General features: G+C 62.1%; 19 protein-coding genes and 3 tRNA genes. 13 read left to right on the top strand and 9 right to left on the bottom strand.

What is annotated here, in order from left to right; all coding sequences use genetic code 11:
- Window positions 1-75: 75 nt before the first annotated feature.
- From rpoB to secE, 7 genes are all read right to left on the bottom strand, one after another.
- A complete protein-coding gene (gene rpoB, locus JI749_RS10710; RefSeq protein WP_201653325.1) occupies window positions 76-4,221 on the bottom strand; it encodes a DNA-directed RNA polymerase subunit beta in 4,146 nt (1,381 codons plus the stop codon).
- Between the two features lie 352 nt (window positions 4,222-4,573).
- Entirely contained in the window at window positions 4,574-4,957 is a 384-nt protein-coding gene (gene rplL, locus JI749_RS10705; RefSeq protein ID WP_201653322.1) for a 50S ribosomal protein L7/L12, read from the bottom strand.
- A gap of 48 nt (window positions 4,958-5,005) precedes the next feature.
- Entirely contained in the window at window positions 5,006-5,521 is a 516-nt protein-coding gene (rplJ, locus tag JI749_RS10700) for a 50S ribosomal protein L10 (protein WP_201653319.1), read from the bottom strand.
- Window positions 5,522-5,825: 304 nt separating this feature from the next.
- Entirely contained in the window at window positions 5,826-6,518 is a 693-nt protein-coding gene (gene rplA / locus JI749_RS10695) for a 50S ribosomal protein L1 (RefSeq protein WP_201653316.1), read from the bottom strand.
- 4 nt (window positions 6,519-6,522) lie between these two features.
- A complete protein-coding gene (gene rplK / locus JI749_RS10690; RefSeq protein ID WP_201653313.1) occupies window positions 6,523-6,951 on the bottom strand; it encodes a 50S ribosomal protein L11 in 429 nt (142 codons plus the stop codon).
- A gap of 135 nt (window positions 6,952-7,086) precedes the next feature.
- Window positions 7,087-7,617, bottom strand: a complete 531-nt coding sequence (gene nusG, locus JI749_RS10685) for a transcription termination/antitermination protein NusG (protein ID WP_056251191.1) — start codon at window positions 7,615-7,617, stop codon at window positions 7,087-7,089.
- A 42-nt stretch (window positions 7,618-7,659) separates the two neighbouring features.
- Window positions 7,660-7,854 carry a preprotein translocase subunit SecE gene (secE, locus tag JI749_RS10680; RefSeq protein ID WP_201653310.1) on the bottom strand — a complete coding sequence of 65 codons (195 nt, stop codon included), beginning with the start codon at window positions 7,852-7,854 and terminating at the stop codon, window positions 7,660-7,662.
- Between the two features lie 255 nt (window positions 7,855-8,109).
- On the opposite strand from secE, the gene JI749_RS10675 reads away from it, so the two are divergent.
- The 3 genes from JI749_RS10675 (at window position 8,110) to JI749_RS10665 (ending at window position 9,600) form a co-directional block, all read left to right on the top strand.
- Window positions 8,110-8,391 carry a hypothetical protein gene (locus JI749_RS10675; RefSeq protein ID WP_201653307.1) on the top strand — a complete coding sequence of 94 codons (282 nt, stop codon included), beginning with the start codon at window positions 8,110-8,112 and terminating at the stop codon, window positions 8,389-8,391.
- 59 nt (window positions 8,392-8,450) lie between these two features.
- Window positions 8,451-9,299 (top strand): NAD-dependent epimerase/dehydratase family protein, encoded by an 849-nt coding sequence (locus JI749_RS10670; RefSeq protein ID WP_201653304.1) that lies wholly within the window; start codon window positions 8,451-8,453, stop codon window positions 9,297-9,299.
- A 79-nt stretch (window positions 9,300-9,378) separates the two neighbouring features.
- Window positions 9,379-9,600, top strand: coding sequence for a hypothetical protein (locus tag JI749_RS10665; RefSeq protein ID WP_201653301.1), 222 nt, complete (start codon window positions 9,379-9,381; stop codon window positions 9,598-9,600).
- Between the two features lie 1,379 nt (window positions 9,601-10,979).
- Here JI749_RS10665 and JI749_RS10660 read toward each other — a convergent pair.
- Window positions 10,980-11,055 (bottom strand) — tRNA-Trp (locus JI749_RS10660).
- Between the two features lie 54 nt (window positions 11,056-11,109).
- Window positions 11,110-11,505 carry an MAPEG family protein gene (locus JI749_RS10655; RefSeq protein WP_201653298.1) on the bottom strand — a complete coding sequence of 132 codons (396 nt, stop codon included), beginning with the start codon at window positions 11,503-11,505 and terminating at the stop codon, window positions 11,110-11,112.
- Between the two features lie 173 nt (window positions 11,506-11,678).
- Between JI749_RS10655 and JI749_RS10650 the strand changes: the two genes are divergently transcribed.
- From JI749_RS10650 to treY, 10 genes are all read left to right on the top strand, one after another.
- On the top strand, window positions 11,679-12,272 hold the full coding sequence (locus JI749_RS10650) for a HupE/UreJ family protein (protein ID WP_201653295.1): 594 nt from the start codon (window positions 11,679-11,681) through the stop codon (window positions 12,270-12,272).
- 111 nt (window positions 12,273-12,383) lie between these two features.
- A tRNA-Gly gene (locus tag JI749_RS10645) sits at window positions 12,384-12,457 on the top strand.
- Between the two features lie 319 nt (window positions 12,458-12,776).
- Window positions 12,777-13,868 carry a sugar ABC transporter substrate-binding protein gene (locus JI749_RS10640; protein ID WP_233280929.1) on the top strand — a complete coding sequence of 364 codons (1,092 nt, stop codon included), beginning with the start codon at window positions 12,777-12,779 and terminating at the stop codon, window positions 13,866-13,868.
- 58 nt (window positions 13,869-13,926) lie between these two features.
- Window positions 13,927-15,456, top strand: coding sequence for a sugar ABC transporter ATP-binding protein (locus JI749_RS10635; protein ID WP_201653289.1), 1,530 nt, complete (start codon window positions 13,927-13,929; stop codon window positions 15,454-15,456).
- 35 nt (window positions 15,457-15,491) lie between these two features.
- Window positions 15,492-16,439: an ABC transporter permease gene (locus JI749_RS10630; protein WP_407644910.1), complete on the top strand. Its 948-nt coding sequence runs from the start codon at window positions 15,492-15,494 to the stop codon at window positions 16,437-16,439.
- Between the two features lie 7 nt (window positions 16,440-16,446).
- The gene (locus JI749_RS10625; RefSeq protein WP_201653283.1) at window positions 16,447-17,430 is read left to right on the top strand and encodes an ABC transporter permease; all 984 of its coding nucleotides are present in this window, start codon (window positions 16,447-16,449) and stop codon (window positions 17,428-17,430) included.
- Window positions 17,431-17,558: 128 nt separating this feature from the next.
- Window positions 17,559-17,643 (top strand) — tRNA-Tyr (locus tag JI749_RS10620).
- 158 nt (window positions 17,644-17,801) lie between these two features.
- Window positions 17,802-19,574, top strand: coding sequence for an alpha-amylase family glycosyl hydrolase (locus tag JI749_RS10615; protein WP_201653280.1), 1,773 nt, complete (start codon window positions 17,802-17,804; stop codon window positions 19,572-19,574).
- Window positions 19,575-19,619: 45 nt separating this feature from the next.
- On the top strand, window positions 19,620-21,470 hold the full coding sequence (gene treZ, locus JI749_RS10610; protein WP_201653277.1) for a malto-oligosyltrehalose trehalohydrolase: 1,851 nt from the start codon (window positions 19,620-19,622) through the stop codon (window positions 21,468-21,470).
- Entirely contained in the window at window positions 21,467-23,890 is a 2,424-nt protein-coding gene (gene treY / locus JI749_RS10605; protein ID WP_201653274.1) for a malto-oligosyltrehalose synthase, read from the top strand. Before treZ ends, treY begins: the two co-directional genes overlap by 4 nt.
- Window positions 23,891-23,928 lie beyond the last annotated feature (38 nt).

The raw sequence follows: 23,928 nt of genomic DNA, 5'->3' as shown, positions 1-23,928 counted from the left end.
ATTCTCTCCTCTTTCCATCCGGAGGGGCCGCTGGCCCGCTCCTTCAGGAAGTGAATGGGGGTAGGAAGTGCCGGATTATTCCGCCGCTTCCTGAGGAGGTGCGAGCTCCGCTTCGGCCTGGCCGGTGTCGTCCCCGCCCACGTCGCGCATGTCGAGTTCGACATTGAGACCGAGCGAGCGGATTTCCTTCACCAGAACGTTGAAGCTCTCGGGGATGCCCGCTTCGAACGTGTCGTCGCCGCGAACGATGGCTTCGTAGACCTTGGTACGACCAGCAACGTCGTCCGATTTGATGGTGAGCATTTCCTGGAGCGTATAAGCCGCGCCATAAGCTTCCAGAGCCCACACTTCCATCTCGCCGAAGCGCTGACCGCCGAACTGGGCCTTGCCGCCCAGCGGCTGCTGGGTGACCAGCGAGTACGGGCCGATCGAGCGGGCGTGGATCTTGTTGTCCACCAGGTGATCGAGCTTGAGCATATAGATATAGCCCACGGTCACCTGGCGATCGAACTGCTCGCCGGTACGGCCGTCATAAACGGTCGACTGGCCCGAACCCTTGAGCCCGGCACGTTCCAGCATCGTGACGATATCGGCTTCCTTGGCACCGTCGAACACCGGGGTCGCGATCGACACGCCCTTGGAGAGGTGTTCGCCAAGGCGGATCAGGCCGTCGTCGTCCAGATCGGTAACCGTCTCGTCACCATCGAAGAGCTCGCCGATTTCCTTGCGGAGCGGCTTGAGGTCGCCCTTCTGCTGGTAGATGCGGACCATCTCGTCGATCTTCTTGCCCATGCCGGCGCAAGCCCAGCCCAGGTGCGTCTCGAGGATCTGGCCCACATTCATGCGCGACGGCACGCCCAGCGGGTTCAGCACGATGTCGACCGACGTACCGTCTTCAAGATACGGCATGTCTTCCACCGGAACGATGCGCGAAACCACGCCCTTGTTGCCGTGACGGCCGGCCATCTTGTCGCCCGGCTGGATCTTGCGTTTCGTTGCGATGAAGACCTTGACCATCTTCATCACGCCCGGCGGAAGTTCGTCACCGCGCTGCAGCTTGTCCACCTTGTCGATGAAGCGCTGCTCGAGCAGACGGCGGCTCTCTTCATACTGAGCATGAAGAGCTTCCATCTCGGTCATGACCTTGTCGTCATCGACCGCGAACTGCCACCACTTCGAACGGGGCTGGGCCTCGAACATCTGGTCGTTGAGCTTGGTGCCCACGACATAGCCCTTCGGGCCAGCCGTAGCCGCCTTGCCGAACAGCATTTCCTTGAGACGCGCATAGACGTTGCGATCAAGGATCGACTGTTCGTCGTCACGGTCCTTGGCGAGGCGTTCGATTTCCTCGCGCTCGATGGCCATGGCGCGCTCGTCCTTGTCGATGCCGTGGCGGTTGAACACGCGCACTTCAACGACAGTACCAGCATCGCCCGGCGGCACGCGCAGGGAGGTGTCACGAACGTCGGAGGCCTTCTCGCCGAAGATGGCGCGGAGGAGCTTTTCTTCCGGCGTCATCGGCGATTCACCCTTGGGGGTGATCTTGCCGACCAGAATGTCGCCCGGTGCCACTTCAGCGCCGATATGGACGATACCGGCTTCGTCGAGGTTCTTCAGCGCTTCTTCCGAAACGTTCGGAATGTCGCGCGTGATTTCTTCCGGACCGAGCTTGGTGTCGCGGGCCATCACTTCATATTCCTCGATGTGGATCGAGGTGAAGACGTCCTGCATCGCGATCTTTTCGCTGAGCAGGATGGAGTCTTCGAAGTTGTAGCCATTCCAGGGCATGAACGCGACGAGCACGTTGCGGCCCAGGGCCAGATCGCCCAGTTCGGTCGACGGGCCGTCGGCGATGATGTCGCCGGCGTTGACATGGTCACCCACAACCACCAGCGGACGCTGGTTGATGCAGGTCGACTGGTTCGACCGCTGGAACTTCATCAGGTTGTAGATGTCCACGCCCGACTTCGACGCATCGGTTTCTTCCGTTGCGCGAATAACGATACGGGTGGCGTCCACCTGGTCGACGATGCCCTTGCGCTTTGCGACGATGGCAGCGCCCGAGTCACGCGCCACGACAGCTTCCATGCCGGTGCCGACGAAGGGCGCATGGGCGCGCAGCAGCGGCACGGCCTGACGCTGCATGTTCGAGCCCATCAGAGCACGGTTGGCGTCGTCGTTCTCGAGGAACGGGATCAGCGAGGCAGCAACCGACACCATCTGCTTGGGGGAAACGTCCATCAGGTCGACGTTTTCCTTCGGGGTCAGGCCGTTGTCACCAGCATGGCGCGCCACGACCAGGTCGTCCTTGAGCGTGCCGTCCTTGTTGAACTGGACGTTTGCCTGGGCGACGTAGTGCTTCGCCTCTTCCATGGCGGAGAGGTAAACCACTTCATTGGTCAGCTTGCCGTCCACGATCTTGCGGTACGGGGTCTCGATGAAACCGTACTTGTTGACGCGGGCAAAGGTCGACAGCGAGTTGATCAGACCGATATTGGGGCCTTCCGGCGTCTCGATCGGGCAGATGCGGCCATAGTGGGTCGGATGCACGTCGCGGACTTCGAAGCCCGCGCGCTCGCGGGTGAGACCACCCGGCCCAAGCGCCGAAAGGCGACGCTTGTGGGTGATTTCCGACAGCGGATTGGTCTGGTCCATAAACTGCGACAGCTGCGAGGAACCGAAGAACTCACGCACGGCAGCAGCAGCCGGCTTGGCGTTGATCAGGTCCTGCGGCATCACGGTGTCGATTTCCACCGAGCTCATGCGCTCCTTGATGGCGCGCTCCATGCGGAGCAGGCCAAGGCGATAGGAGTTTTCCATGAGTTCGCCGACGGAGCGAACGCGACGGTTGCCGAGGTTGTCGATGTCGTCGATTTCGCCGCGGCCATCGCGCAGGTCGACCAGGGTGCGGACGACCTCGACGATGTCTTCCTTGCGCAGGGTGCGCATGGTGTCGGGCGCATCGAGCTCGAGACGCATGTTCATCTTGACGCGGCCGACTGCAGACAGGTCATAGCGCTCGCTGTCGAAGAACAGCGACTGGAACATGGCTTCGGCCGTGTCGACGGTCGGCGGCTCGCCCGGGCGCATGACGCGGTAGATATCGAACAGCGCATCTTCGCGGGTCTCGTTCTTGTCCACGGCCAGCGTGTTGCGGATGTAGGCACCGATCGTGATGTGATCGATGTCGAGGATCGGCAGCTCGTCGAAGCCCAGGTCAACCAGCTTGGTCAGCACCTTTTCGTCGAGCTCGTCGCCGGCCTCGGCGTAGATCTCACCGGTCTTGAGATTGACCAGGTCCTCGGCGATGTACATGCCGTAGAGATCTTCGGTAACGGCCAGCAGGTGCGTCAGGCCGTTCTCAGCCAGCTTCTTGGCCTGGCGAGCACTGAGCTTCTTGCCACCTTCATGGACGACGTCACCAGTCTTGGCGTCGATCAGGTCGTGGGTCGGCTTGGCGCCCTTCCACTTGTCGGCATCGTAGGGAACGCGCCAGCCCTTGTCGGTCTTCTCGTAGGCGAGCGTGTTGTAGTAGGTGCGCAGGATTTCCTCGGCATCCATGCCGAGGGCCTTGAGCAGCGACGTCACCGGGATCTTGCGGCGGCGGTCGATGCGCGCATAGACGATGTCCTTGGCGTCGAATTCGATATCGAGCCACGAACCGCGATACGGAATTATGCGGCCGGCGAACAGCAGCTTGCCGGACGAGTGGGTCTTGCCCTTGTCGTGGTCGAAGAACACGCCAGGCGAGCGGTGCATCTGCGAAACGATGACGCGCTCGGTGCCGTTGACGATGAAGGTGCCGTTCGACGTCATGAAGGGCATGTCGCCCATATAGACGTCCTGCTCCTTGATGTCCTTGACCGAGCGGGCGCCGGTTTCCTCGTCCACTTCGAACACAATCAGCCGCAGCGTCACCTTGAGCGGGGCAGCGAACGTGATGTCGCGCGCACGGCACTCTTCGATGTCGTACTTGGGCTGCTCGAATTCGTACTTCACGAATTCGAGAGATGCCGTGTTGGAAAAGTCGGTGATCGGGAAAACCGAACGGAAGACGGATTGAAGCCCTTCATCGGGACGGCCACCCTTGGGCTCGTCCACGAGGAGGAACTGATCATAGGAGGCCTTCTGAACCTCGATCAGGTTGGGCATCTCCGTGACTTCGCGAATGGAACCGAAGGACTTGCGTACCTTGCGGCGGCCGTTGAACGTGGTAGCCATGAAAGCTCCTGTTTCTTTGCGATTTGTCTCGGAGGCAGATATCCAAAAATCCGACCATCAGCCGTCGGGTCTCGGGATATTTGCCCTTGATTAGGCAGTGCATTCGGGCTCAGCGATGCTTGAAACCTTCCAGAGCCAGGGGAAGGCGGACAAGAAAACGTCAAACACCCCATGGTCGACAAACCATAGGGCCACGTGGACGTCAGCGTGCCTCAGACATCGAAATCGTCATATATTCCGCAAATTGGCGCCAGGGACCCATTCAATCGGTCCGGCGAATCGTCTCGTGAAAACGAGGATGCGAAATGGCACATAAAGCGCCATTTCGCAAATTTCAAGGCAGAAGTCGAAATTACTTGAGTTCGACCTTGGCGCCGGCGTCTTCCAGCTTCTTCTTGATGTCTTCGGCTTCAGCCTTCGAAGCGCCTTCCTTGACGGCCTTCGGAGCAGCTTCAACCAGAGCCTTGGCTTCGCCCAGGCCCAGACCGGTGATGGCACGGACTTCCTTGATGACGTTGATCTTGTTGTCGCCGAACGAGGCGAGGATCACGTCGAATTCAGTCTTTTCTTCAGCGGCAGCGGCCGGAGCGCCGGCAGCACCGCCAGCAGCGGCAACAGCAACCGGAGCGGCGGCGGAAACGCCCCACTTTTCTTCCAGGAGCTTCGACAGTTCGGAAGCTTCCAGGACGGTCAGGGCAGAAAGGTCGTCTACGAGCTTGGCGAGATCAGCAGCCATTTTTGTACTCTCTTGATAGGGTTCAGGTTCGATTGGTTAGAAGAGGCCTTACGCCGCTTCGCTCTTTGCGTGAGCCGACAGGACGCGGGCGATACCTGCGCCCGGCTCCTTGACGATGCGGGCAATGTTGGCCGCAGGCTGCACGAGCAGTCCGGCCAGCTTGGCACGCAGTTCGTCCAGGGACGGCATCGTGGCCAGCGTCTTGACGCCATTGGCATCAAGGGCGGTTGCACCCATGGCGCCGCCGAGAACCACGAACTTCTGGTTCTTTTCGGCGAAGGCAGCTGCGATTTTCGGCGCAACCACTGGGTCTTCCGCGTACGCAATAACCGTCGGACCCTTGAACAGGTCCGCGATGTCGGCAACGTCGGTTTGCTTCAGAGCGAGCTTGGCAAGGCGGTTCTTGGCGACTTTGACCTGTCCGCCAGCCTTCTTGACCTGCACGCGCAGGTCAGTAAAGGCAGCGACGGAGAGGCCGGAGTTCTGGGCAACGACGATCGATCCAGCGCCACCGAGGGCAGCCTGGAGCGAAGAGACGAGCTCAGCCTTTTCCGCTCTTTCCATTGCAGTCTCCACGAATTGACCCGGAACATTCCGGGCCATTGCCAAATGTCGGTCCCGGTGGTCTGGGATCGACGACTAGAGTGCCTGCCAACCTCGTGCCCGAAGGCAGTTCGGCCTAGGATCGAACCGTCCCCTGCCCGTTCGGGCAAAATCCGGTTTGTCTCCCCATCTATGCTGGCGCCTCGCGGCATTAAGCTGGCCATATGGGCAGCACCGGCAGTCTCGGACAGGACTTTTTCAACCGTGGGTGGATCGCTCCACTTCTGGCTGAATTACCGGGCGAGCAAACCCGCCCGGAATTTCATCAGAGAGCCGAAGCCGGCTCCACATGCACGCCCGGGCCCATGGTCGAGGACACCGCAACGCGCTTGACGTAGGTGCCCTTGGCGCCGGCGGGCTTGGACTTCTGCACGGCGTCAGTAAACGCCTTGATGTTCTGCAGCAGGGCTTCTTCCGAGAAGGAGACCTTGCCGACACCGGCATGCAGGATACCGGCCTTTTCGACGCGGTATTCCACGGCGCCGCCCTTGGCAGCCTTGACGGCGCCGGCAACGTCGGGGGTAACCGTGCCAACCTTGGGGTTCGGCATCAGGTTGCGCGGCCCGAGGATCTTACCCAGGCGGCCGACCAGCGGCATCATATCAGGGGTGGCAATGCAGCGATCGAAATCGATCTTGCCGCCCTGGATGGCTTCCATCAGGTCTTCGGCGCCAACGATGTCGGCACCGGCCTTACGAGCTTCGTCGGCCTTGGCATCCTTGGCGAACACGGCCACGCGCACGGTCTTGCCCGTGCCGTTGGGCAGGTTCACGACGCCACGAACCATCTGGTCGGCGTGACGCGGATCGACGCCCAGGTTGATGGCGATCTCGACGGTTTCGTCGAACTTGGCCGAGGCGCGCGCCTTCACCATCTTGATGGCTTCGTCGAGCTTGTAGAGCTTGTTGCGGTCGATGCCCTCGCGGGCCTTGGTGATCTTCTTACCAACGTTTGCCATTCAATCAGCCCTCGACCTGAATGCCCATGGAGCGGGCAGAGCCGGCGATCATCGACACGGCGGCGTCGATATTGTCGGCGTTGAGATCCTTCATCTTCTTCTGCGCGATATCGCGCAGCTGGGCGACCGTGATGGTGCCAGCCGATTCCTTGCCCGGGTTCTTCGAACCGGACTTGAGGTTGACGGCCTTCTTGATGAAGTAGGTGACCGGCGGCTGCTTCATTTCGAAGGTGAAGCTCTTGTCGGCATAGGCGGTGATCACGACCGGAATGGGCGAGCCCTTTTCCATTTCCTGCGTGGCGGCATTGAACGCCTTGCAGAATTCCATGATGTTCAGACCGCGCTGACCCAGGGCCGGGCCGATCGGCGGGGAAGGCGTTGCGGAGCCAGCCGGCACCTGCAGCTTTACGTAGCCAACGATTTTCTTTGCCATTTTCTATCCTCTGTTTGCCGGGATCGGCAGTTGAGCCGTGGTGCGGTTTCCTGATGCCGGCAAAGCACCATCACCTGCCACGGGTTTTCTCCATGCATGCCGCAAGATTTCTTGCTGCTTGCCTGAAGTTTCCGGTCAGACCTTTTCGACCTGACCGTATTCGAGCTCCACCGGTGTGGGACGCCCAAAAATCGACACTTCCACCTTGAGGCGGGCGCGCTCTTCGTCGACCTCTTCCACCACGCCGTTGAAGCTGGCGAAGGGACCGTCCGACACACGCACATTCTCGCCCACTTCGAACGAGACGGAAGGCTTGGGATGCTCCACGCCTTCCTGCACCTGCTGCAGGATGGCCTGGGCTTCCTTTTCAGAGATCGGCATCGGCTTGTTGTCCGAACCGAGGAAACCGGTGACCTTGGGTGTGTTCTTGATCAGATGGAACGCCTCGTCGGTCATGTCCATCTTCACCAGCACGTAGCCCGGGAAGAACTTGCGCTCGGCATCGACCTTGCGACCGCGACGAACCTCCACGACCTTTTCGGTCGGCACGATCACGTCTTCAAACAGGTGCTCGAGCTTCTTCTGCGCAACCTTCTGGCGAATGTCTTCCGCCACCTTGCGCTCGAAGTTGCTGTATGCCTGAACGATGTACCAGCGCTTGGCCATAAAGCGTCGCCGCTCCCAGAATATAGTGTCCGTTACCGCCGCTCAGCGGATCGAAAGCATCAGCCCGACCAGCCAGGAAATAACCTGGTCGGCCAGCAGGAAGAACAGGCTCGCCACGATAACCAGCACGAGAACCATGACCGTGGAGATCAGGACTTCGTTGCGGCTCGGCCAGGTAACCTTGGCTGTTTCCTGCCGGACTTGCTGCAGGAACTGGATCGGGTTCGTACGGGCCATAGGCGAATCTACTCTTGGGTTTTGGTGCAAAACCAAAGGCCGCGCAGGAATCCCGCACGGCTGGAATGCCGCTATCTAGAGAAACTTGCCGCCAATTGCAACAGGGCAGCGTCCACAATGATGGCCGCACCGGCGACTCGACATGGATCATTTCATTAACGATCCATTAACAAGACTAAGAATCCGGCTTGCGCCCGCTCGCGCAATGGCATTTGATCCAATTGTGACCGAAAGGCGGCAGCGGGAGGGCTGTGCATGTCTTCGAGCGGGGCGAGTTTTGAGGTTAAGGGGTGCGAGGTCCGCTATTACGGGCCGCACAAGACGATTGCCGGCCGCGTGACCGGCGTCGTCCGCGTGATCATCGAGGAGCGCTTCATGGGCAACCTGTCGCGCTACCACCTCGACCTCAAGGTCAAGGCCGACGTGGGTTCGGTCAGCGCCAACCAGGTGCGCACCGCCCTGCTGGCACACGCCGCGCATCAGCTTAACCGCCTCAAGTCCCGCCACACGGACAAGCTGCCGCTGGCGGCGGAATAGCCGCCTTTCCGGACGGCCGGGCCTTTGCTAGCCTCCCATATATTTGAGGAGGTACTTTGATGCACGTGGTCATTACCGGCGCCAGTGGCAATCTCGGCGGCAAGCTCACCGCCCATTTGCAAACCATGTCGTGGTGCTCTGCGATCACCGGTATCGATCCCACGCCCATTGCCAGTAACGGCAAGTTTCGCGCCGTCGCTGCGGACCTGCGCGATCCGATGGATCGAAGCTGGATCGATCCGGTCGAGGCGGCCGATGCGGTGGTTCATTTCGCCGCCCAGAGCCCAGCGCCGGATTCGAACTGGACCGAAGCAGCCCAGAGCCTTGATATGACGCTCAACCTGCTCGAGCATGTCGGGCACAAGGCCTGCCGCTTCGTCTTCGCCTCTTCAAATCATGTCATGGGCGGTTACAAGGACGAACCGCTGCCGCAAGGCGAGACCCTCACTTGGGATACGCCGCCGCGGCCCGGCACCCGCTACTTCGACGGATACGAATATCGCACCCCCACTGCCTATGGCGCATCCAAGCTCATGGGGGAGCGGGCCGTTGCGGCACGCTGTGCGGCTTCGGCACTGACGGGAGTGAACGTCCGCATCGGCTGGGTTCAACCTGGCGAGAACCGCCCCCAAACCATCGATCTTCGCGGGGCCGGGCGGCGAATTGGCCCGACCTTGCCCGACCAGCAGGAGATGGACCGCGGCCTGGCATGGTTCCGCGGCATGTGGCTTTCCAACCGCGACTTCGCTGCGCTGATGGAAAAGGCCCTGACTGCGCCCGCAGACGCGTGGCCGAGCCGGGCCATTCTCGTCAACGGCATGAGCCGCAACACTGGCACTGTGTGGAATCTCGACAACGGCCGCAACTGGCTAGGCTACGAGCCGGCTGACGATATAGCCGCGGGTTAATTCTGCCCGGTATGTCAAAGTTAAACGTGGCCCCACCGGTCCAGGTGCTAACCGCCCGCACCTGGACAAGGATTCTGCAATGGCCATCACCTATCGGGTGGTCGATATACGTGGCGACGTCATCGACCCCAAGGAAACCCTCATCACCGGCGCTCGCACCCCCGAAGACGCAGTGCGCGAAGCCCTCAAGCTCGAGGTCGTGCGCAGCGGACAGCGCAAGGACATGGTCGCGCGCGTCTACTGGCAATTGCCGGGCGAGCAGATGAACATGGTCCGGCTCTATCGCCGGATCGCCGGCTAGCGAACCAGAAATAGCGCCGGCGCGCCACAGCGCCACAAACGTGGCTACCATGATCATGGATATCAGCAGGTTCCAAAAGTGTCCTACCGGGCCCCGAACGAACCGCCGCGCATTTACATCGCGCCGGCATCTCTGACCGCGCTCCGGAGGCACGGAGTTTACCAAAGCCGGTGCGTAACTATCACGTCGGTCGAACGTTGTCGTTGTAGTTCCATGTTTGGCCCGGCGCAAGTTCCACCCTGCGTAGGGCGCTAGACTGGGGGGAAGCATCCCCTGTCAACTCTGTGAGGCTAAAGCTCTGATGTTGCTCAGTGCCGAAGACGTCTATCCATGCAAGTGTGCACCAAATGAACGTGTGACGCCGTTCACCTGACAGAACCGTTGCAAAGATCTCTTCGGGCAACTCGGGAAACGGACCAGTTGTCCCCGTAAATGCTGGCATTGCTGCATTGTTGAACCAGTGAGTGCTTTCTTCGGCGCTTCCCGCGGCTATCGCGGGCCGCGTTGACGTAATGGCTTTGAAACTGACGTCGGACCGTCGTGGGGCGGGCAGGGTCACGTCCAGACGGACCCTTACGCGAAGTGCTGGCGACTGCCCCACGTTCTTCACTCTGAACCGATAGAAGATTGCTCTCTCTCCTACCTCGATGCTGCCCCCCTCGACCGTGAGGTATGCTCGGGTTTGGGCTCGACCAATGCGTCTGGTTTCCTGGAGCGTTCCAAGCAACAAGAAAGCGGCCCAAGCCGCAATTATCAGGGACAGCCCGCCAAAGAGGGTGCCCAGCCACTCAGCGAATGTAGCTTTGTGTGCTTCCGGCTGAAGCAGGGGCAGGTACTCAAGGTACTGAACGAACAAGATGCCGGCGACTATTGCGACCAGAGCCAGCAGCGCCCCGCGATCTCGTCTGTCCATCGTTCATCCAAATCTGGTAGTTGGCTCATGCAGCATCGCCGGAGACGCCAATGAATATCAAGGCCATCTCCACGGTGTTGACGGCAAACTCGGCAGAGCAGATGGTCGAGAGCCACCTCGCGCGCGAGGTGGCGGAGCCGGTTTAAGTCGTGGCTCAGTGGTATCTCCAGTGGCCGAGGAAGAAGACCTGGATGGCATTCCCGCTCGGTTTGTCGCCATACCGTTGCGATGAACTCGGCTGGCCAGCCAGTCACAGTCACGCCCGCTATCGGTGCTCCTGGCTGGCTTGTCGGATCTACCCATTCGTTTTAAGCGGAGTCAATTTCGCCAACGATCGCTCATACAGCATGGGCTATGACGTCGCGGCCATAAGTAGGCTAACCCGTCGGTTAGCGGTGTCTAACCGAAACCGCTTGTTCCGCACGACGGTAGTCCCGTAAACAACAGCAAATCTAGGAAAAACGCCTGGCAGGGGCTGGGGGACTCGAACCCACGACCCTCGGTTTTGGAGACCGATGCTCTACCAACTGAGCTAAACCCCTTCAGGCGAGGGTCTGTCTAATGGCAATAGGCGCGTTTCGCAAGAGCCTTTGCACCTAGCTCCAGAGATGGGGCAAGAGCGGCACGGCAAGCAGTAAATTGCCAAGCAGGCTGATCAGAAAACTGACAGATCTCCAGGGCGTAAGCCCCTGCATGTAGCAGTAGAGATGGGCCACCCGCGCCACCAGGTACAGCGCGCCGCCTGCCAGGGACAGCCAACCCTGCTCGCCCAGCACAATGGACAGGATCGCCAGGGTCAGAAAGACCGGCAGCGTTTCCTGCAGGTTGCCCAGCGCCCGCCTCGCACGCGCCAGTTCGCGGCTCGGCTCGGGCAAATCATCACGAGGCCCCATTTGCGCGTCGTTTCCTACCTGGATCGCGAGGTAGCGGCCCGGCAGAGCGACCTGAACCAGCAACAGGAAGAGCACGGCAAAAATGATCAGCAACAACACGAATACCCTTATACTTTCGCGGCGTAGCGCCGCTTCCTATCCAACTAACGCGCGACGGCGCCATCAGGATCACCATTTACAATTGGCAATGCGCGGCCAATAAATGGATTTGCGAGTTCAGGGAAGTTCGGCGGCACCGACACGATCACTCAGGGGCGAAGGGCCCCGGAAGGATGAAGATGCGTCTTTTGCTGGCACTGGCCATTCTGCTTGGCTCCCCCGGCCTGGCCTTCGCCCACACCGGAATCGACCATGGCGCCGGGTTCTTCCACGGCCTCGAGCACCCGATCGGTGGCATTGATCACATCCTGGCAATGGTCGCCGTCGGCGTTTTTGCCTTTGTGCTGGGTGGCCGGGCGCTCTGGCTGGTACCGCTGAGCTTTGTCGGGATGATGATCGTCGGCTTTGCCTTGGGCGTCGCTCAGGTCGACATGCCGTTCGTTGAATTGGGCATCGCGCTGTCGAGCATCGTCATCGGTGGAGCCGCCGCCCTGGGCCGCCCGATGCCCGTTGCGGCCGCTATGGCGCTTGTCGGCGTTTTCGCTGTCTTCCATGGGCACGCGCATGGCGCGGAAATGCCCAGAGCGGCCGGCGGACTGACCTATGCCTTGGGTTTCGTCGCTGCAACCGCCCTGCTCCACCTCGCCGGCCTTGCCGCAGCTTTCGGCGTCGCAGGACTGACTGCTCGCTTCGGCAAGACAATGGCCCGCTTTGCCGGCGCCGCCTTCGCCCTTGGTGGCGCGGGCATCCTGGCAGGCTGGCTCTAGCCCCATTCCGGTCAGGCGACGGCCACTCGCTGACCCACAATTCTGTGGTGCCGAGGGGTTGTCAGCCCGGACTATGACGGGCTATTGGCTAACGCGTCGGTCACCGACCGGGCGGGTATAGCTCAGTGGTAGAGCAGCAGCCTTCCAAGCTGAATATGCGGGTTCGATTCCCGCTACCCGCTCCACTCCCCTACTTTTTGATGCGTTTCCCCTCGCCTGATCGCGGGTACTTCCGCATGCCGTCGGCCCCTTAGCCAGACGGACGATTTTCCAACAACGACCGTTGCGACAGCAACGCGGTCCGAATAATTAATATCAATGATAATTCGCTTGATGAGCGAACCTGCCGGGCTTAATGCTAACGCCATTCAGCGCGGCGATATCGGGGCACAGAGGGAAAAATGCTGCCGAAAACCGACATCGCTCCGGAGGGCTGAACGTTCTGGGAGGAAACCGATGAAATCGTCTGCACTGCTCAAGCTCGTCAGCGGCACGGCCGCCGCAATGGTGCTGTCCACGGCACTCAGCACCGTGGCAATGGCCGAACCAGCCATTGTCGCCGGTCCCGCCACCGATCCCGAATGCCATGTGCCATGGGCGGAAGACACGCAGTTCTTCCAGTTCCCAGCCAAGGAGGGCCCGTTCCGGGTAGCGCTGGCCAATGGCTACATCGCCAACACCTGGCGCATCCAGATGATCCAGACGGCCAAGGCCTACGCCGCGCAGCCCGACGTCGCGGCGCTGTTGTCCGAATTCAAGGTGGTGTCCACGGGCGAAGACGTTGCCGCGCAGATCTCGGCCATCAATAACTTCATCGACAGCGGTTACGACGCCATTGTCGTCAATGCACAGAATCCGGAGGCCTTCGCCCCCGTTATCAAGCGTGCCAAGGAAGCCGGCATCGTGCTGGTCGCCTTCGACAACATCCTCGACACCACCGACGCCATCAACGTCAACGTGGACCAGAAGGGTCTCGGCGAACTCTGGGCAAACTGGCTGATCAAGCATCTGCCGGACGGCGGCAAGGTGCTCGAAGTGCGCGGCGTGGCCGGCACATCGGTCGATACCGATCGCCACAACGGCATCCACGAGACCCTGGATGCGAGCGGCAAGCCTTTCGAAGTGTTCGAGGTTGTCGGCAAATGGGATGACGGCACCGCCCAGAAGGCCACCGCCGACGCCATTGCCGTCCAGGGCCAGTTCGATGGCATCACTGCCCAGGGTGGCGATACCGGCGTGGTGCAGGCCATGATCGACGCCGGCCATCCCTTCGTGCCTTTTGGTGGCGAAACCGAGAACGGCTTCCGCAAGTTCTGCGCCGCCCATGCCGCCGAGGGCCTCAAGTGCTCGTCCGCAGGCACGGGCCCGGCCCAGGTGGCCGTTGCCATCAAGACGGCGCTCGACGCGCTCCAGGGCAAGGTCGTGCCGCAGTCGGTCAAGCTGCCGCTGGCCATCGTCGAAGATCCCGACTTCAAGGATGGCGAGAACTTCTACGCCGACCAATCCGACAACTTCTTCGTCGGCAACGCCTTCCCCACCTGCGGCATCAATTTCACGGCGCAGGAAATCATGGGACAGACGGAAGCCAACCAGTAAGCTGGATGCGACAGACGGCCGCGGGAATTTTCCGCGGCCGATCGGCAGGGGTATCGGTATGGACGACGAAGTTCCGCTTTTCCGCATGGAAGGCGTTTCCAAGCGCTATGGCGGCGTGCATGCGCTCGACAAGGCTGACCTGGTGGTTCGAGCCGGCAAGGTGCACGCCATCCTGGGCGAAAACGGCGCCGGCAAGTCCACCCTGATCAAGATCATGTCGGGCGTGGTGGCGCCCGATGAAGGGCGAATGATGCTCGATGGCCGCGAGGTCAGCTTCGCCGACCCGGCCGCAGCCAATGCCGCCGGCATCGTCTGCATCTTCCAGGAGCTCTCGCTGATCCCCGACCTGAGCGTCGCCGACAACATCGTCATTTCCAACCCGCCCACGCGGTTCGGCATGATCGACCGCAAGGCGCAGCAGGCCATCGCCCGGGAGGCGCTGGAGCGCGCCGGCGGTGGCGACATTCACCCAATGGAGCTGGTGCGCAACCTGCCCCTGTCGCGCCGCCAGATTGTCGAGATCGCCAAGGCACTGGCGCGCAAGCCACGCGTCCTGATCCTCGACGAGGCCACGTCGGCCCTGACGGCGGCCGATGTCGAGACGGTTTTCGGCGTCCTCAAGCGGCTCCGCAGCGAGGGCATCGCCCTGCTTTACATTTCCCATCGTATGCACGAAATCACCGAATTGGCCGACGATTGCACGGTCTTCCGCAATGGCCGCAAGATTGCCACCTATCCGGCCGGCAGCAAGACCGACGACGAGGTCGTCCAACTCATGATCGGGCGCGAATACAGCTCGGTATTCCCGCCCAAGACCAGCAATGTCGATCCAGCCGCGACGCCGGTCCTGGAAGCGCGCAACCTGAGCTGGCTGCAGCGGCTAAACGGCGTATCGATCACGGCGCGCGCCGGCGAAGTTGTCGGCCTGGGCGGCCTTGACGGACAAGGGCAACGAGAACTGCTGCTGGCGCTGTTCGGCGTGCTGCGCGGCGTGTCCGGCGAGGTGCTGATTGACGGCAAGTCCCGCGCCATCAACGGCCCGCGCAAGGCCAAGGCCCCCGATATCGGCATGGCGCTGATCCCCGAGGACCGCAAGACCGAGGGGCTGATGCTACCCATGTCGGTGCGCGACAACCTCTCCTTTGCTGCAATGAGCCAGATCTCGCGTGCGGGAATTGTCGATCAGCGCGCCGAAAGTGCCGCGATCGACCGCATGATCAAGTTGCTGGCAATCAAGACGGCGAGCCCAGCTGCCGCGGTCGGGTCCCTGTCCGGCGGCAACCAGCAGAAGGTGGTGATCGCCAAGTGGCTGATGGTGGGACCGCGCATCATCCTGCTCAACGATCCCACGCGCGGCATCGATGTGGGCACCAAGCAGGAAATCTACGCGCTGCTGCGGCAGCTCGCGGCGGAAGGCGCGGCGATCATCCTCTATTCGACCGACTATGACGAGCTCATCGGCTGCTGCGACCGCGTGGTGGTGCTCTATGACGGCGCCGTCAAGCGCGAGCTGGTCGGGCCCGAGGTCACCGAGCACGCGCTGATCGCTTCGGCGCTCAATATCGACCTTCGGGAGGCCGTGGCGTGAACGGGTTGCGTTACAGCTTTGCCGAGCAGCGCGGCATGTTGCTGGCCTTGGCCATCTTCATCATCATGTTCGCCCTCTACCTGGCCAACCACCCCGCCGGTTTCACGCCCAACGTGGTACAGACCGCCGCCAACAAGGGCGTCCTGCTCGCCCTGGTCGCCATGGCCCAGACCTTTGTCGTGCTGACCGCCGGCATCGACCTGTCGGTGGGCATGATCTTCATCCTTGCCAATTGCCTGGCGTCCTACCTCCTGGTCGGCACGCCGGTGACAGTAGCGCTCGGTGTCGGCGGCGTATTGCTGACCGGCCTGGCCTGCGGCGCGCTCAATGGCCTCCTGGTCATTTATGGCAGGCTCCAGCCCATCGTGATCACCATTGCCACCGGGGCAGTTTTCTTCGGTATTGCCTTGTGGATCCGCCCCTACCCCGGCAGCGCCGACGGTTTTTCCGCCGAGCTTGCCGATGCCCTCACCGGCAAGGTCTTTGGGGTGTTTCCGGCCAGCCTGCTGTTCCTGATTGCCCTGGTGCTGCTGGTCTGGCTGCCATTCCGCCGCTCGGTGATAGGCCGGGCCGTCTACGCCGTGGGCTCGTCGGAACCTGCCGCCTACATGTCGGGCGTACCGGTCATGCGCGCCAAGTTCGTGGCTTATGTCCTCAGCGGCCTCTTCGCTGCCATGGGCGGGCTGTTCATGACCTTCTTCACCTATTCGGGCGAGGCCTCGCTCGCCAATGGCAATACCTATACGCTGAGTTCGATTGCGGCCGTGGTTCTGGGCGGCGTGTCGCTGTTTGGCGGTCGCGGCAGCGCGGTCGGCGCCATATTCGGCGCCCTGGCCTTCCGCGCCATCGGCGACCTGCTGTTCGTCTTCGATTTCGACCCCTTATGGCAGCCGCTGTTCCAGGGCGTCGTCCTGCTGCTGGCTGTGTCGCTGGGCTCCGCGCGCCTGTTCCAGGTGCGCAACCGGCTCGATCTGTTTACCTGAGGCGCTGATGACCACCGACAAGCTCGACGCCACTACCCCTCCCCGCCCCCGCTGGACCAGCCGCATCGACATGCCTGTGGCCACCGCATTCGGCTGCATCCTGGTCCTGCTGCTGATCGGCAGCCTTTACTCACCCAATTTTCTCTCGCCCGAATACCTGCTGCAGCAGCTCAAGGTGGGCGCTTTCCTTGGCGTTATCGCCACCGGCATGATGCTGGTCATCCTGCTCGGCCAGATCGACCTGTCCGTGCCATGGGCCGTGACCCTGGGTGCCATGATGGCTTCGGCGGCCACCGCCTATGGGCCCATGGGCGAAATCTTCGCCATTCCCTTTGGCGTCCTGTGCGGGGTGCTGATGGGTCTGGTCAACGGAATAGGCGTGGCCTATCTGCGCATCCCGTCGATGATCATCACCCTCGCGGTCAACGCTGTCGCCCAGGGGCTGATGGTGGCCTATACCGGCGGCTTCGCGCCGCAGGACAGCGCCTCGCCGGCCATGCGCTACCTGGCCGCCGGCAGTGTGCTGGGCGTACCCAATGCCGTCATCGTTTGGGCCATCACGGGTGTGGTCGCCGTGTTCCTGCTGGGCCGTACGACCTTCGGCCGGGCCATCTACGGCATCGGCAACAAGGAGGCGGCGGCCTATCTCTCGGGCATACCGACGCAACGCGTCGTCATGATCGCCTTCGCGCTGTGCGGCGGACTGGCAGCGTTCGGCGGGGTATTGCTGGCTGGCTATGCCGGCAAGGCGGCCCAGTCGATGGGGGATGCCTATCTGCTGCCGGCCATCGCCGCCGTCGTCCTTGGCGGGACGTCGATCCTGGGTGGGCGGGGCAACTATCTGGGCACGATTGCGGGCGTGATTCTGATCACGCTGCTGCAATCGATCCTGTCGGTGATGCAGATCGCCGAATTCGGTCGCCAGATCATCTATGGTGCCGTCATCATCGTGATGCTCCTCCTGTACGGAAGGGAGAAATCCGGCCGTTAGGCTGGGCCGATTGTCCTTTTCTTGCGGGCGCGGCCAAACGGGTGTTGACACCATGTCATCAGACCACCATAAACCGCCCCGACGAAGCGCCCAGGCATTTCGTTTTCCTACCCGGACGATGCTGTAGTGGAGGGGTGGGAGAGTGGTTAAATCCATCAGACTGTAAATCTGACCGCTTAGCGTACACTGGTTCGAATCCAGTCCCCTCCACCATCGCCGCCCCCTGAGCCTCAAGGCCGGCAGGCTTCCTGACATTGCCTAACCGCGTCGGCCGCGGCGTAGTTATCAGGCTCCCACGCACATCATTTGGCCGCGGGAACGCCAAACCCCCGATGTCGTTTGAGTACCCGTGAAAAACCATGGGTATAGCAATGGACTATCGTTTTGGGGCATTAGCCGACGCTGAGGCCACGACCTTTCGCCTTTGGGCACCCAGTGCCAACGCCGTTTCCGTCGTCTTCAAGGACGGCGACCCGGTTCCACTTCGCCGTGTCGATGAGGGCTTTCTCGAAGCGGTCGTTCCGTCCTGCCCACCCGGCACCGCATACATGTTCCGCATCGATGGCAAGGACGTGCCCGACCCGGCATCGCGCCAGCAGGAAAGCGACAGCGACGGCTGGAGCCTTGTCACAACCCGGCTCACGCCTACCGGTCGGGACGAGCCGCTGCGACCGTGGTCGGAAACGCTGCTGTGCGAGGTTCATGTCGGCACAGCGTCGCCTGAGGGAACCTTTGCCGGACTGATGCGCCGGCTCGAGCACTTCCGCGATGCGGGCTACAACGCGCTCGAGATCATGCCGGTGAACGAATTCCCCGGCAATCGCGGCTGGGGCTATGACGGCACCCTCATCTTCGCGCCGGAAGCCGCCTATGGCACGCGCGACGACCTGCGTGCGCTCGTCGACAGAGCGCACGAGCTCGGTCTCTGCCTGATCCTTGACGTGGTCTACAATCACTTCGGCGACGAGCAGAACTTCATGAAGGACTATGCGCCCGAGTGGTTCGACCCTGAGGTTGAAACGCCATGGGGTCCGGGCATCGACTTCACCCAGCCCATGGTGCGCCAGTTCTATTACGAGAATGCCTGCATGTGGCTGTCGGAGTTTGATTTCGACGGCCTGCGCTTCGACTCGGTGCACGAGATGAAAACCGAAGCGCGCGAACTGTTTCTCACCGAACTGGCGGCGACCGCCCGCAAGGACAAACGCGGGGCCAAGCTGATCGTCGAGAACATGAAGAACATCGCCTCGCTGCTCGAGCGTGACGAGAACGACGAGCCTTTGAAATATTCGGCACAATGGAACGACGACATCCACCATGTGCTCAACTTTCTCGTAACCGGCGAGGATATGAACGGCTACGAGGACACGAGCAGGGACGCCATCGCCGACCTGGAGAAGGCCCTTGCCGACGGCTTCGTGCATGATGGCGAGGCAGGTGATGACAGTGGCGGCTATACACGCAACGAACCTGCCAGCCGGCTCCCACCAGACGCCTTCGTGTCCTTTGTGCAGAACCACGACCAAATCGGCAACCGCGCCGATGCCAAGCGCCTGCCGGACCGCATCGGTGCCGACAAGCTCGATTTCCTGCATTTCGTCGTTATGCTGGCGCCGCAGATCCCATTGTTTTTCATGGGCGAGGAGGCGCACGTCACGTCGCCCTTCCCGTACTTCATCGACATGGACAAGGACGTGTCGCAGGCCAAGAGCGATGACCGCTACAAGCAGATGCGCGAAATCTTCAAGCAGGACGTCAAGGATGGGGACCTGCCCGACCCGAACGACATCGCAACCTTTCAGTCTGCCAAGTACCCGTGGGGCGAGTTGGGACGGCAGGATCGTCGCGACGCCATGCGGCGCTTCCAGACACTGGCGGGGTATCGTCTCGAGCTGGTCTGCCCCTTGCTCCAGTCGGTCTGCCTGGACGCCAAAAGCACGCGGCATGGCAGCGCCATCATCGTCAATTGGGTGTTCGAGAAGGGCACGCTGTCCATGGCACTCAACCCGGCGGACCACCCCACCGACATCGGCTGCGTCATCACCGCGGCGCCCGTGAGTAGTGGGGAGTTTTCCCAGCATGGCGAAGTACTGCGACTGGCAGCATGGTCCGCGGTGGTCTGGGCGTCGCCGGAACGAAGTTGAGCACCGCCCGTTGCCGACCTACACTTAACCACCCGGCCTCCACCCATGCTCTCTCGTGACATCCTTGGCGCCATTCCCCATGGCGGCGGCACCCGCTTTGCACTCTGGGCCCGGGAGCGGCAATCCGCCTCTGTTGAGATCGAAGGGCGAGGAACCTTCGCGCTCGACGACCTCGGCGACGGCTATTTTGGCGCCGACGTGCCCGATGCCCATCCCGGCGACCGCTATTGGTTTCGCATCGAGGACGGTCAGCGTTTGCCGGACCTGGCTTCGCGCTGGCAACCGGAGGGCAATGATGGTCCTTCAGTGATCGTGGACAACACCTTTGCCTGGACCGACCAAGGCTGGCGCGGGGTCAGCCGTCAGGACCAGGTGATCTACGAGCTGCATATCGGCACCTTCACCCAGGAAGGCACCTGGCGGGCGGCCACAGGCAAGCTCGACCATCTGGCAAACCTGGGTGTGACCCTACTCCACATCATGCCCATCGGCACCTTCAAGGGGCACTTCGGCTGGGGCTATGACACCACCCTGCCTTATGCACCTTTTGCGCCCTACGGCTCCGCCGACGACATCCGCGCGTTCATCGACGCTGCCCATGCTCGCGGCATCGGCGTCATCCTGGACGTGGTCTACAACCATGTCGGCTTGGGCGATCACTATCGCGCCTACAGCGAGCACTATTTCACCGACCGATACGAGAACGAATGGGGCGCCAGCTTCAACTATGACGACGATGGCGCCCGCGGCGTTCGCGACTTCATCATCGGCAATGCCGTCTACTGGATTCGTGACTTCCACTTCGACGGCCTGCGGCTGGACGCGGTGCAGGCCATGTTCGACTCCAGTGAGCAGCACATCGTCGCCGAGATCACCCAAGCGGTCCGAGAGGCGGCTGGCGGTCGCCAGGTCTACGTGCTGGTCGAGAACCAGCCGCAGGAACACCTGATGATCGATCCGCCGGACCGCGGTGGGTATGGCGTCGACGCGATGGTCAGCGACGACTTCCAGCACGCGGTGCGCGTGGCGGTGACCGGCCACAACGACTTCTACTACCGTGACTATCAAGGTTCGCCGCAGGAACTGGTTTCAGCCCTGAAGTACGGCTTCCTGTACCAAGGCCAGCGCTCCGACATGCGCGACAAGGCCTACGGCACTTACAATCTGTCGACGCCATCCGAGCACTTCGTGCATTTTCTCGAGAACCACGACCAGGTAGCAAATTCCGCCCGTGGCTTCCGCCTGGCTACGCTCGCGTCCCCCGCCCGGGTCCGAGCCGTAACCAGCCTGTTACTGCTCGGGCCGCAAACGCCTTGCCTCTTCCAGGGCCAGGAATTCGGCGCCACCAACCCGTTCGTCTATTTCCTCGGCCTCGAAGGCGACGAGGCGAAGGCCGGAGCCGAGGGGCGGCGGCAGTCGGTGAGCAACTTCCCCAGCGTCGCCGATCCCGTGATGCAGGAGCGGTTGCCAGTCCCCGCTGACCCGCAAACCTTCGCCTCCAGCAAACTGGACTGGGCGGAAGCTGAGCTGCATTCTCCCATGCTTGCCCTTCACCGCGATCTGCTGGCCATGCGCCGCTCCGACCCCGCCTTTTCCCACGCCAGCGGTCGCCGCATCGACGGGGCGGTGCTCGGCGATGCCGCATTGCTGGTTCGCTATTTCATGGCAGAGCCGTCCGGCCATCGCCTGCTCCTCCTCAACCTGGGTCGTGATCTGCAGTTCGGCGTGATGGCCGAACCGCTTCTTGCCCCACCGCCGGGACATCGCTGGACCGTCGCCTGGTCGAGCGAACATCCCGACTATGACGGGGCCGGCCGGCGCCCGGTCGACCCGGCGCAGTTCTGGATATTGCCAAGCGATTGCGCGCTCGTATTTGCCCCCGAGGCGTTGGCATGACCTCGATCCGAGCCACCTATCGCCTGCAGCTGAACAAGGACTTCTCCTTCGCCGATGCACAGGCGCTCGTGCCCTATCTGGATAGCCTCGGGATCAGCCATGTCTATCTGTCGCCCATCCTGCGCGCCCGGACGGGCAGCACCCACGGCTATGACACGGTCGACCACTCGACAATCAATCCCGAACTGGGAACCGAGGCAGAGTTCCGCGCCCTGGTTTCCGCACTGCAGCAGCGGGACATGGGCGTCATTCTCGATTTCGTGCCCAACCACATGGGGGTTGGCGGCGCCAACAACGCGCTCTGGCTCGATGTGCTCAAGCACGGCCCCCAAAGCCGCTATGCGGAGTGGTTCGACATAGACTGGCATCGGCAAAGGCCCGGAATGGAAGGCAAGCTGCTGGTGCCGTTCCTGGGGTCCAGCTATGCCCAGGCACTGGCAGCGGGTGACCTCCGACTCAAGGCGGACAGCGATGGCTTTGCCGTTTGGGCCTATGACGGCGACAAACTGCCGATCCGGCCGCAAGACGAGCTGGCACTGCTCGAACGCTACGGCAGCGCAGACGCCGCGATAGCCGCGCTCACCGGACAGCCCGGTCATGCCGGCAGCTGGGCGGCACTCGACAGTCTCATCGCTGGCCAGCACTGGCGTTTGGCGCATTTCGCCGTCGCCGCCGACGAGATCAACTATCGGCGCTTCTTCATCAACAGCGACCTGGCAGGCATCCGCATCGATCGCCCAGACGTATTCGAGCATGCCCATAACCTTATCTTCGCGCTGATCGCCGATGGCCTGGTGGATGGTCTGCGCATCGACCACGTCGATGGCCTCCTCGATCCCAAGGGATATCTTGAGATGCTGCGCGAACGGACGCCGCGGCCGATCTACCTGGTGGTAGAGAAAATCCTCGCACCGCACGAACAGCTCCGAGCCGACTGGCCTGTCGACGGCACGACCGGCTACGAAATCGGCGCCCAGCTGACCAGGCTCCTGACGCCCGCCAGGGCCGAAGCCGCGGTTACCGCCGCCTACCGGGACTTCGTTGGCGACGGCCCTGAGCCCGGCGAGGAAGCATACCGCTGCAAGCTACGCGTCATGGACAATGAGCTGGCGGCGGAACTCTCGGGACTGGCTCGCCTTTTCGCGACGGTGGCCTGGTCGGCAGGCGCGACGAGCGACCTGACCGAACTCGGCCTTCGCCGGGCCTTGCGGGAGACTCTGGCCCAGCTGGCGGTTTACAGAACCTACGTCGATGACAAGGGTGGAGCGCCACGCGACGGGCGCGAAATCGCGCGAGCCGTGGCAATGGCGCAGCGCAGCCAGCCCCAGATCCAGCCTCCCGTGTTCGATTTCGTCCGGGCCCTGCTCTGCGGGTCGCTGAGCACCGGCTACGACCCGCGCGCCATCGCCAGTGCCATCGGCCGGTTCCAGCAGCTTTCCGGTCCCGTGATGGCCAAGGGCCTCGAGGACACTGCACTCTATCGCCATAACCGCCTGGTCGCGCTCAATGAGGTAGGTGCTCATCCAGATCGCTTCTCGCTCTCCATCGCCGCCTTCCACGACAGCAACCGGCGACGTCTGGGCTCCCATCCACAATGCATGATCGCCACCTCGACCCACGACACCAAGCGTGGTGAGGACACCAGGGCAATCATCAGTGCCATCGCCGATGCGCCGGATGTGTGGCGAAGCGCGGTTGAGCAATGGCGGTCCGACCTGGCACCGCACGGCGATCGCATTCACCCCAACGATCTCTATCTGCTGTTTCAGCTAGTGATCGGCGGATGGCCGATCGCAGGGGCGGCCGATGCCCTGGCTGACCGCCTCAAGGGGGCGATGGTCAAGTCGCTGCGCGAGGCCCGCGAACGCAGCGACTGGGGCGTCAATGCCACCGATTATGAAGCGACAGTCAGTGAATTCATCGACCAACTGTTGGCCGATGTGGGTTTTTTCGAGCATTTCCATGCTACGCGCCGGCACCTGCAGGATATCGGCCGGCGCAAGGGCCTGATCCAGGCGGCCTTGAAGCTCACGATACCCGGCATTCCCGATATCTACCGCGGCGCCGAGGATTGGGAGCAGAGCTTTGTCGATCCCGACAACCGCCGTTACCTGGATTTTGGCGCACTGGCAGCAAGGCTTGCCGAGCCCGTCACTGGGCGAGACGACAAACTGCTGCTGACCCGGGACCTGCTTGCGCTGCGGCGCCGGCTCCAACGGCTCTTTGCCCACGGCAGCTACGAGCCGCTGGACTGCGGGCCGGAAACCCTTGGATTTCGTCGGCGGTACGGTACTGACCAGCTTCTGGTATTGGCCGATCTGTCCGCAGGACACACTTCGCCGATAGCGCCGCTTGCGACCGATCTACGAACGGTCATCGGTTCTTCCGAGGGGCCGGTATGGGTTCTGGCGACGCCATGACTGTGGCTCGGAACCGATTTTGGCGACGGCCATTTCCC

It is taken from the genome of Devosia oryziradicis (genome assembly GCF_016698645.1).
GTDB classification, from domain to species: Bacteria; Pseudomonadota; Alphaproteobacteria; order Rhizobiales; family Devosiaceae; genus Devosia; species Devosia oryziradicis.
Note: the sequence above shows the minus strand (reverse complement) of the source record. Positions and strands in the feature narration are given on the sequence as shown.

Bases quoted from the DNA above. Each gene is read 5' to 3' on its own strand.
- JI749_RS10665 (WP_201653301.1), top strand. From the start codon at position 9,379: ATGGCCATCACCTATCGGGTGGTCGATATACGTGGCGACGTCATCGAC.
- nusG (WP_056251191.1), bottom strand. From the start codon at position 7,617: ATGGCCAAGCGCTGGTACATCGTTCAGGCATACAGCAACTTCGAGCGC.
- secE (WP_201653310.1), bottom strand. From the start codon at position 7,854: ATGGCCCGTACGAACCCGATCCAGTTCCTGCAGCAAGTCCGGCAGGAA.
- JI749_RS10630 (WP_407644910.1), top strand. From the start codon at position 15,492: ATGTTGCTGGCCTTGGCCATCTTCATCATCATGTTCGCCCTCTACCTG.
- JI749_RS10650 (WP_201653295.1), top strand. From the start codon at position 11,679: ATGAAGATGCGTCTTTTGCTGGCACTGGCCATTCTGCTTGGCTCCCCC.
- JI749_RS10625 (WP_201653283.1), top strand. From the start codon at position 16,447: ATGACCACCGACAAGCTCGACGCCACTACCCCTCCCCGCCCCCGCTGG.
- JI749_RS10635 (WP_201653289.1), top strand. From the start codon at position 13,927: ATGGACGACGAAGTTCCGCTTTTCCGCATGGAAGGCGTTTCCAAGCGC.
- rplL (WP_201653322.1), bottom strand. From the start codon at position 4,957: ATGGCTGCTGATCTCGCCAAGCTCGTAGACGACCTTTCTGCCCTGACC.
- rplJ (WP_201653319.1), bottom strand. From the start codon at position 5,521: ATGGAAAGAGCGGAAAAGGCTGAGCTCGTCTCTTCGCTCCAGGCTGCC.
- JI749_RS10670 (WP_201653304.1), top strand. From the start codon at position 8,451: ATGCACGTGGTCATTACCGGCGCCAGTGGCAATCTCGGCGGCAAGCTC.
- rplA (WP_201653316.1), bottom strand. From the start codon at position 6,518: ATGGCAAACGTTGGTAAGAAGATCACCAAGGCCCGCGAGGGCATCGAC.
- JI749_RS10675 (WP_201653307.1), top strand. From the start codon at position 8,110: ATGTCTTCGAGCGGGGCGAGTTTTGAGGTTAAGGGGTGCGAGGTCCGC.
- rpoB (WP_201653325.1), bottom strand. From the start codon at position 4,221: ATGGCTACCACGTTCAACGGCCGCCGCAAGGTACGCAAGTCCTTCGGT.
- treZ (WP_201653277.1), top strand. From the start codon at position 19,620: ATGCTCTCTCGTGACATCCTTGGCGCCATTCCCCATGGCGGCGGCACC.
- treY (WP_201653274.1), top strand. From the start codon at position 21,467: ATGACCTCGATCCGAGCCACCTATCGCCTGCAGCTGAACAAGGACTTC.
- JI749_RS10615 (WP_201653280.1), top strand. From the start codon at position 17,802: ATGGACTATCGTTTTGGGGCATTAGCCGACGCTGAGGCCACGACCTTT.
- rplK (WP_201653313.1), bottom strand. From the start codon at position 6,951: ATGGCAAAGAAAATCGTTGGCTACGTAAAGCTGCAGGTGCCGGCTGGC.
- JI749_RS10640 (WP_233280929.1), top strand. From the start codon at position 12,777: ATGGTGCTGTCCACGGCACTCAGCACCGTGGCAATGGCCGAACCAGCC.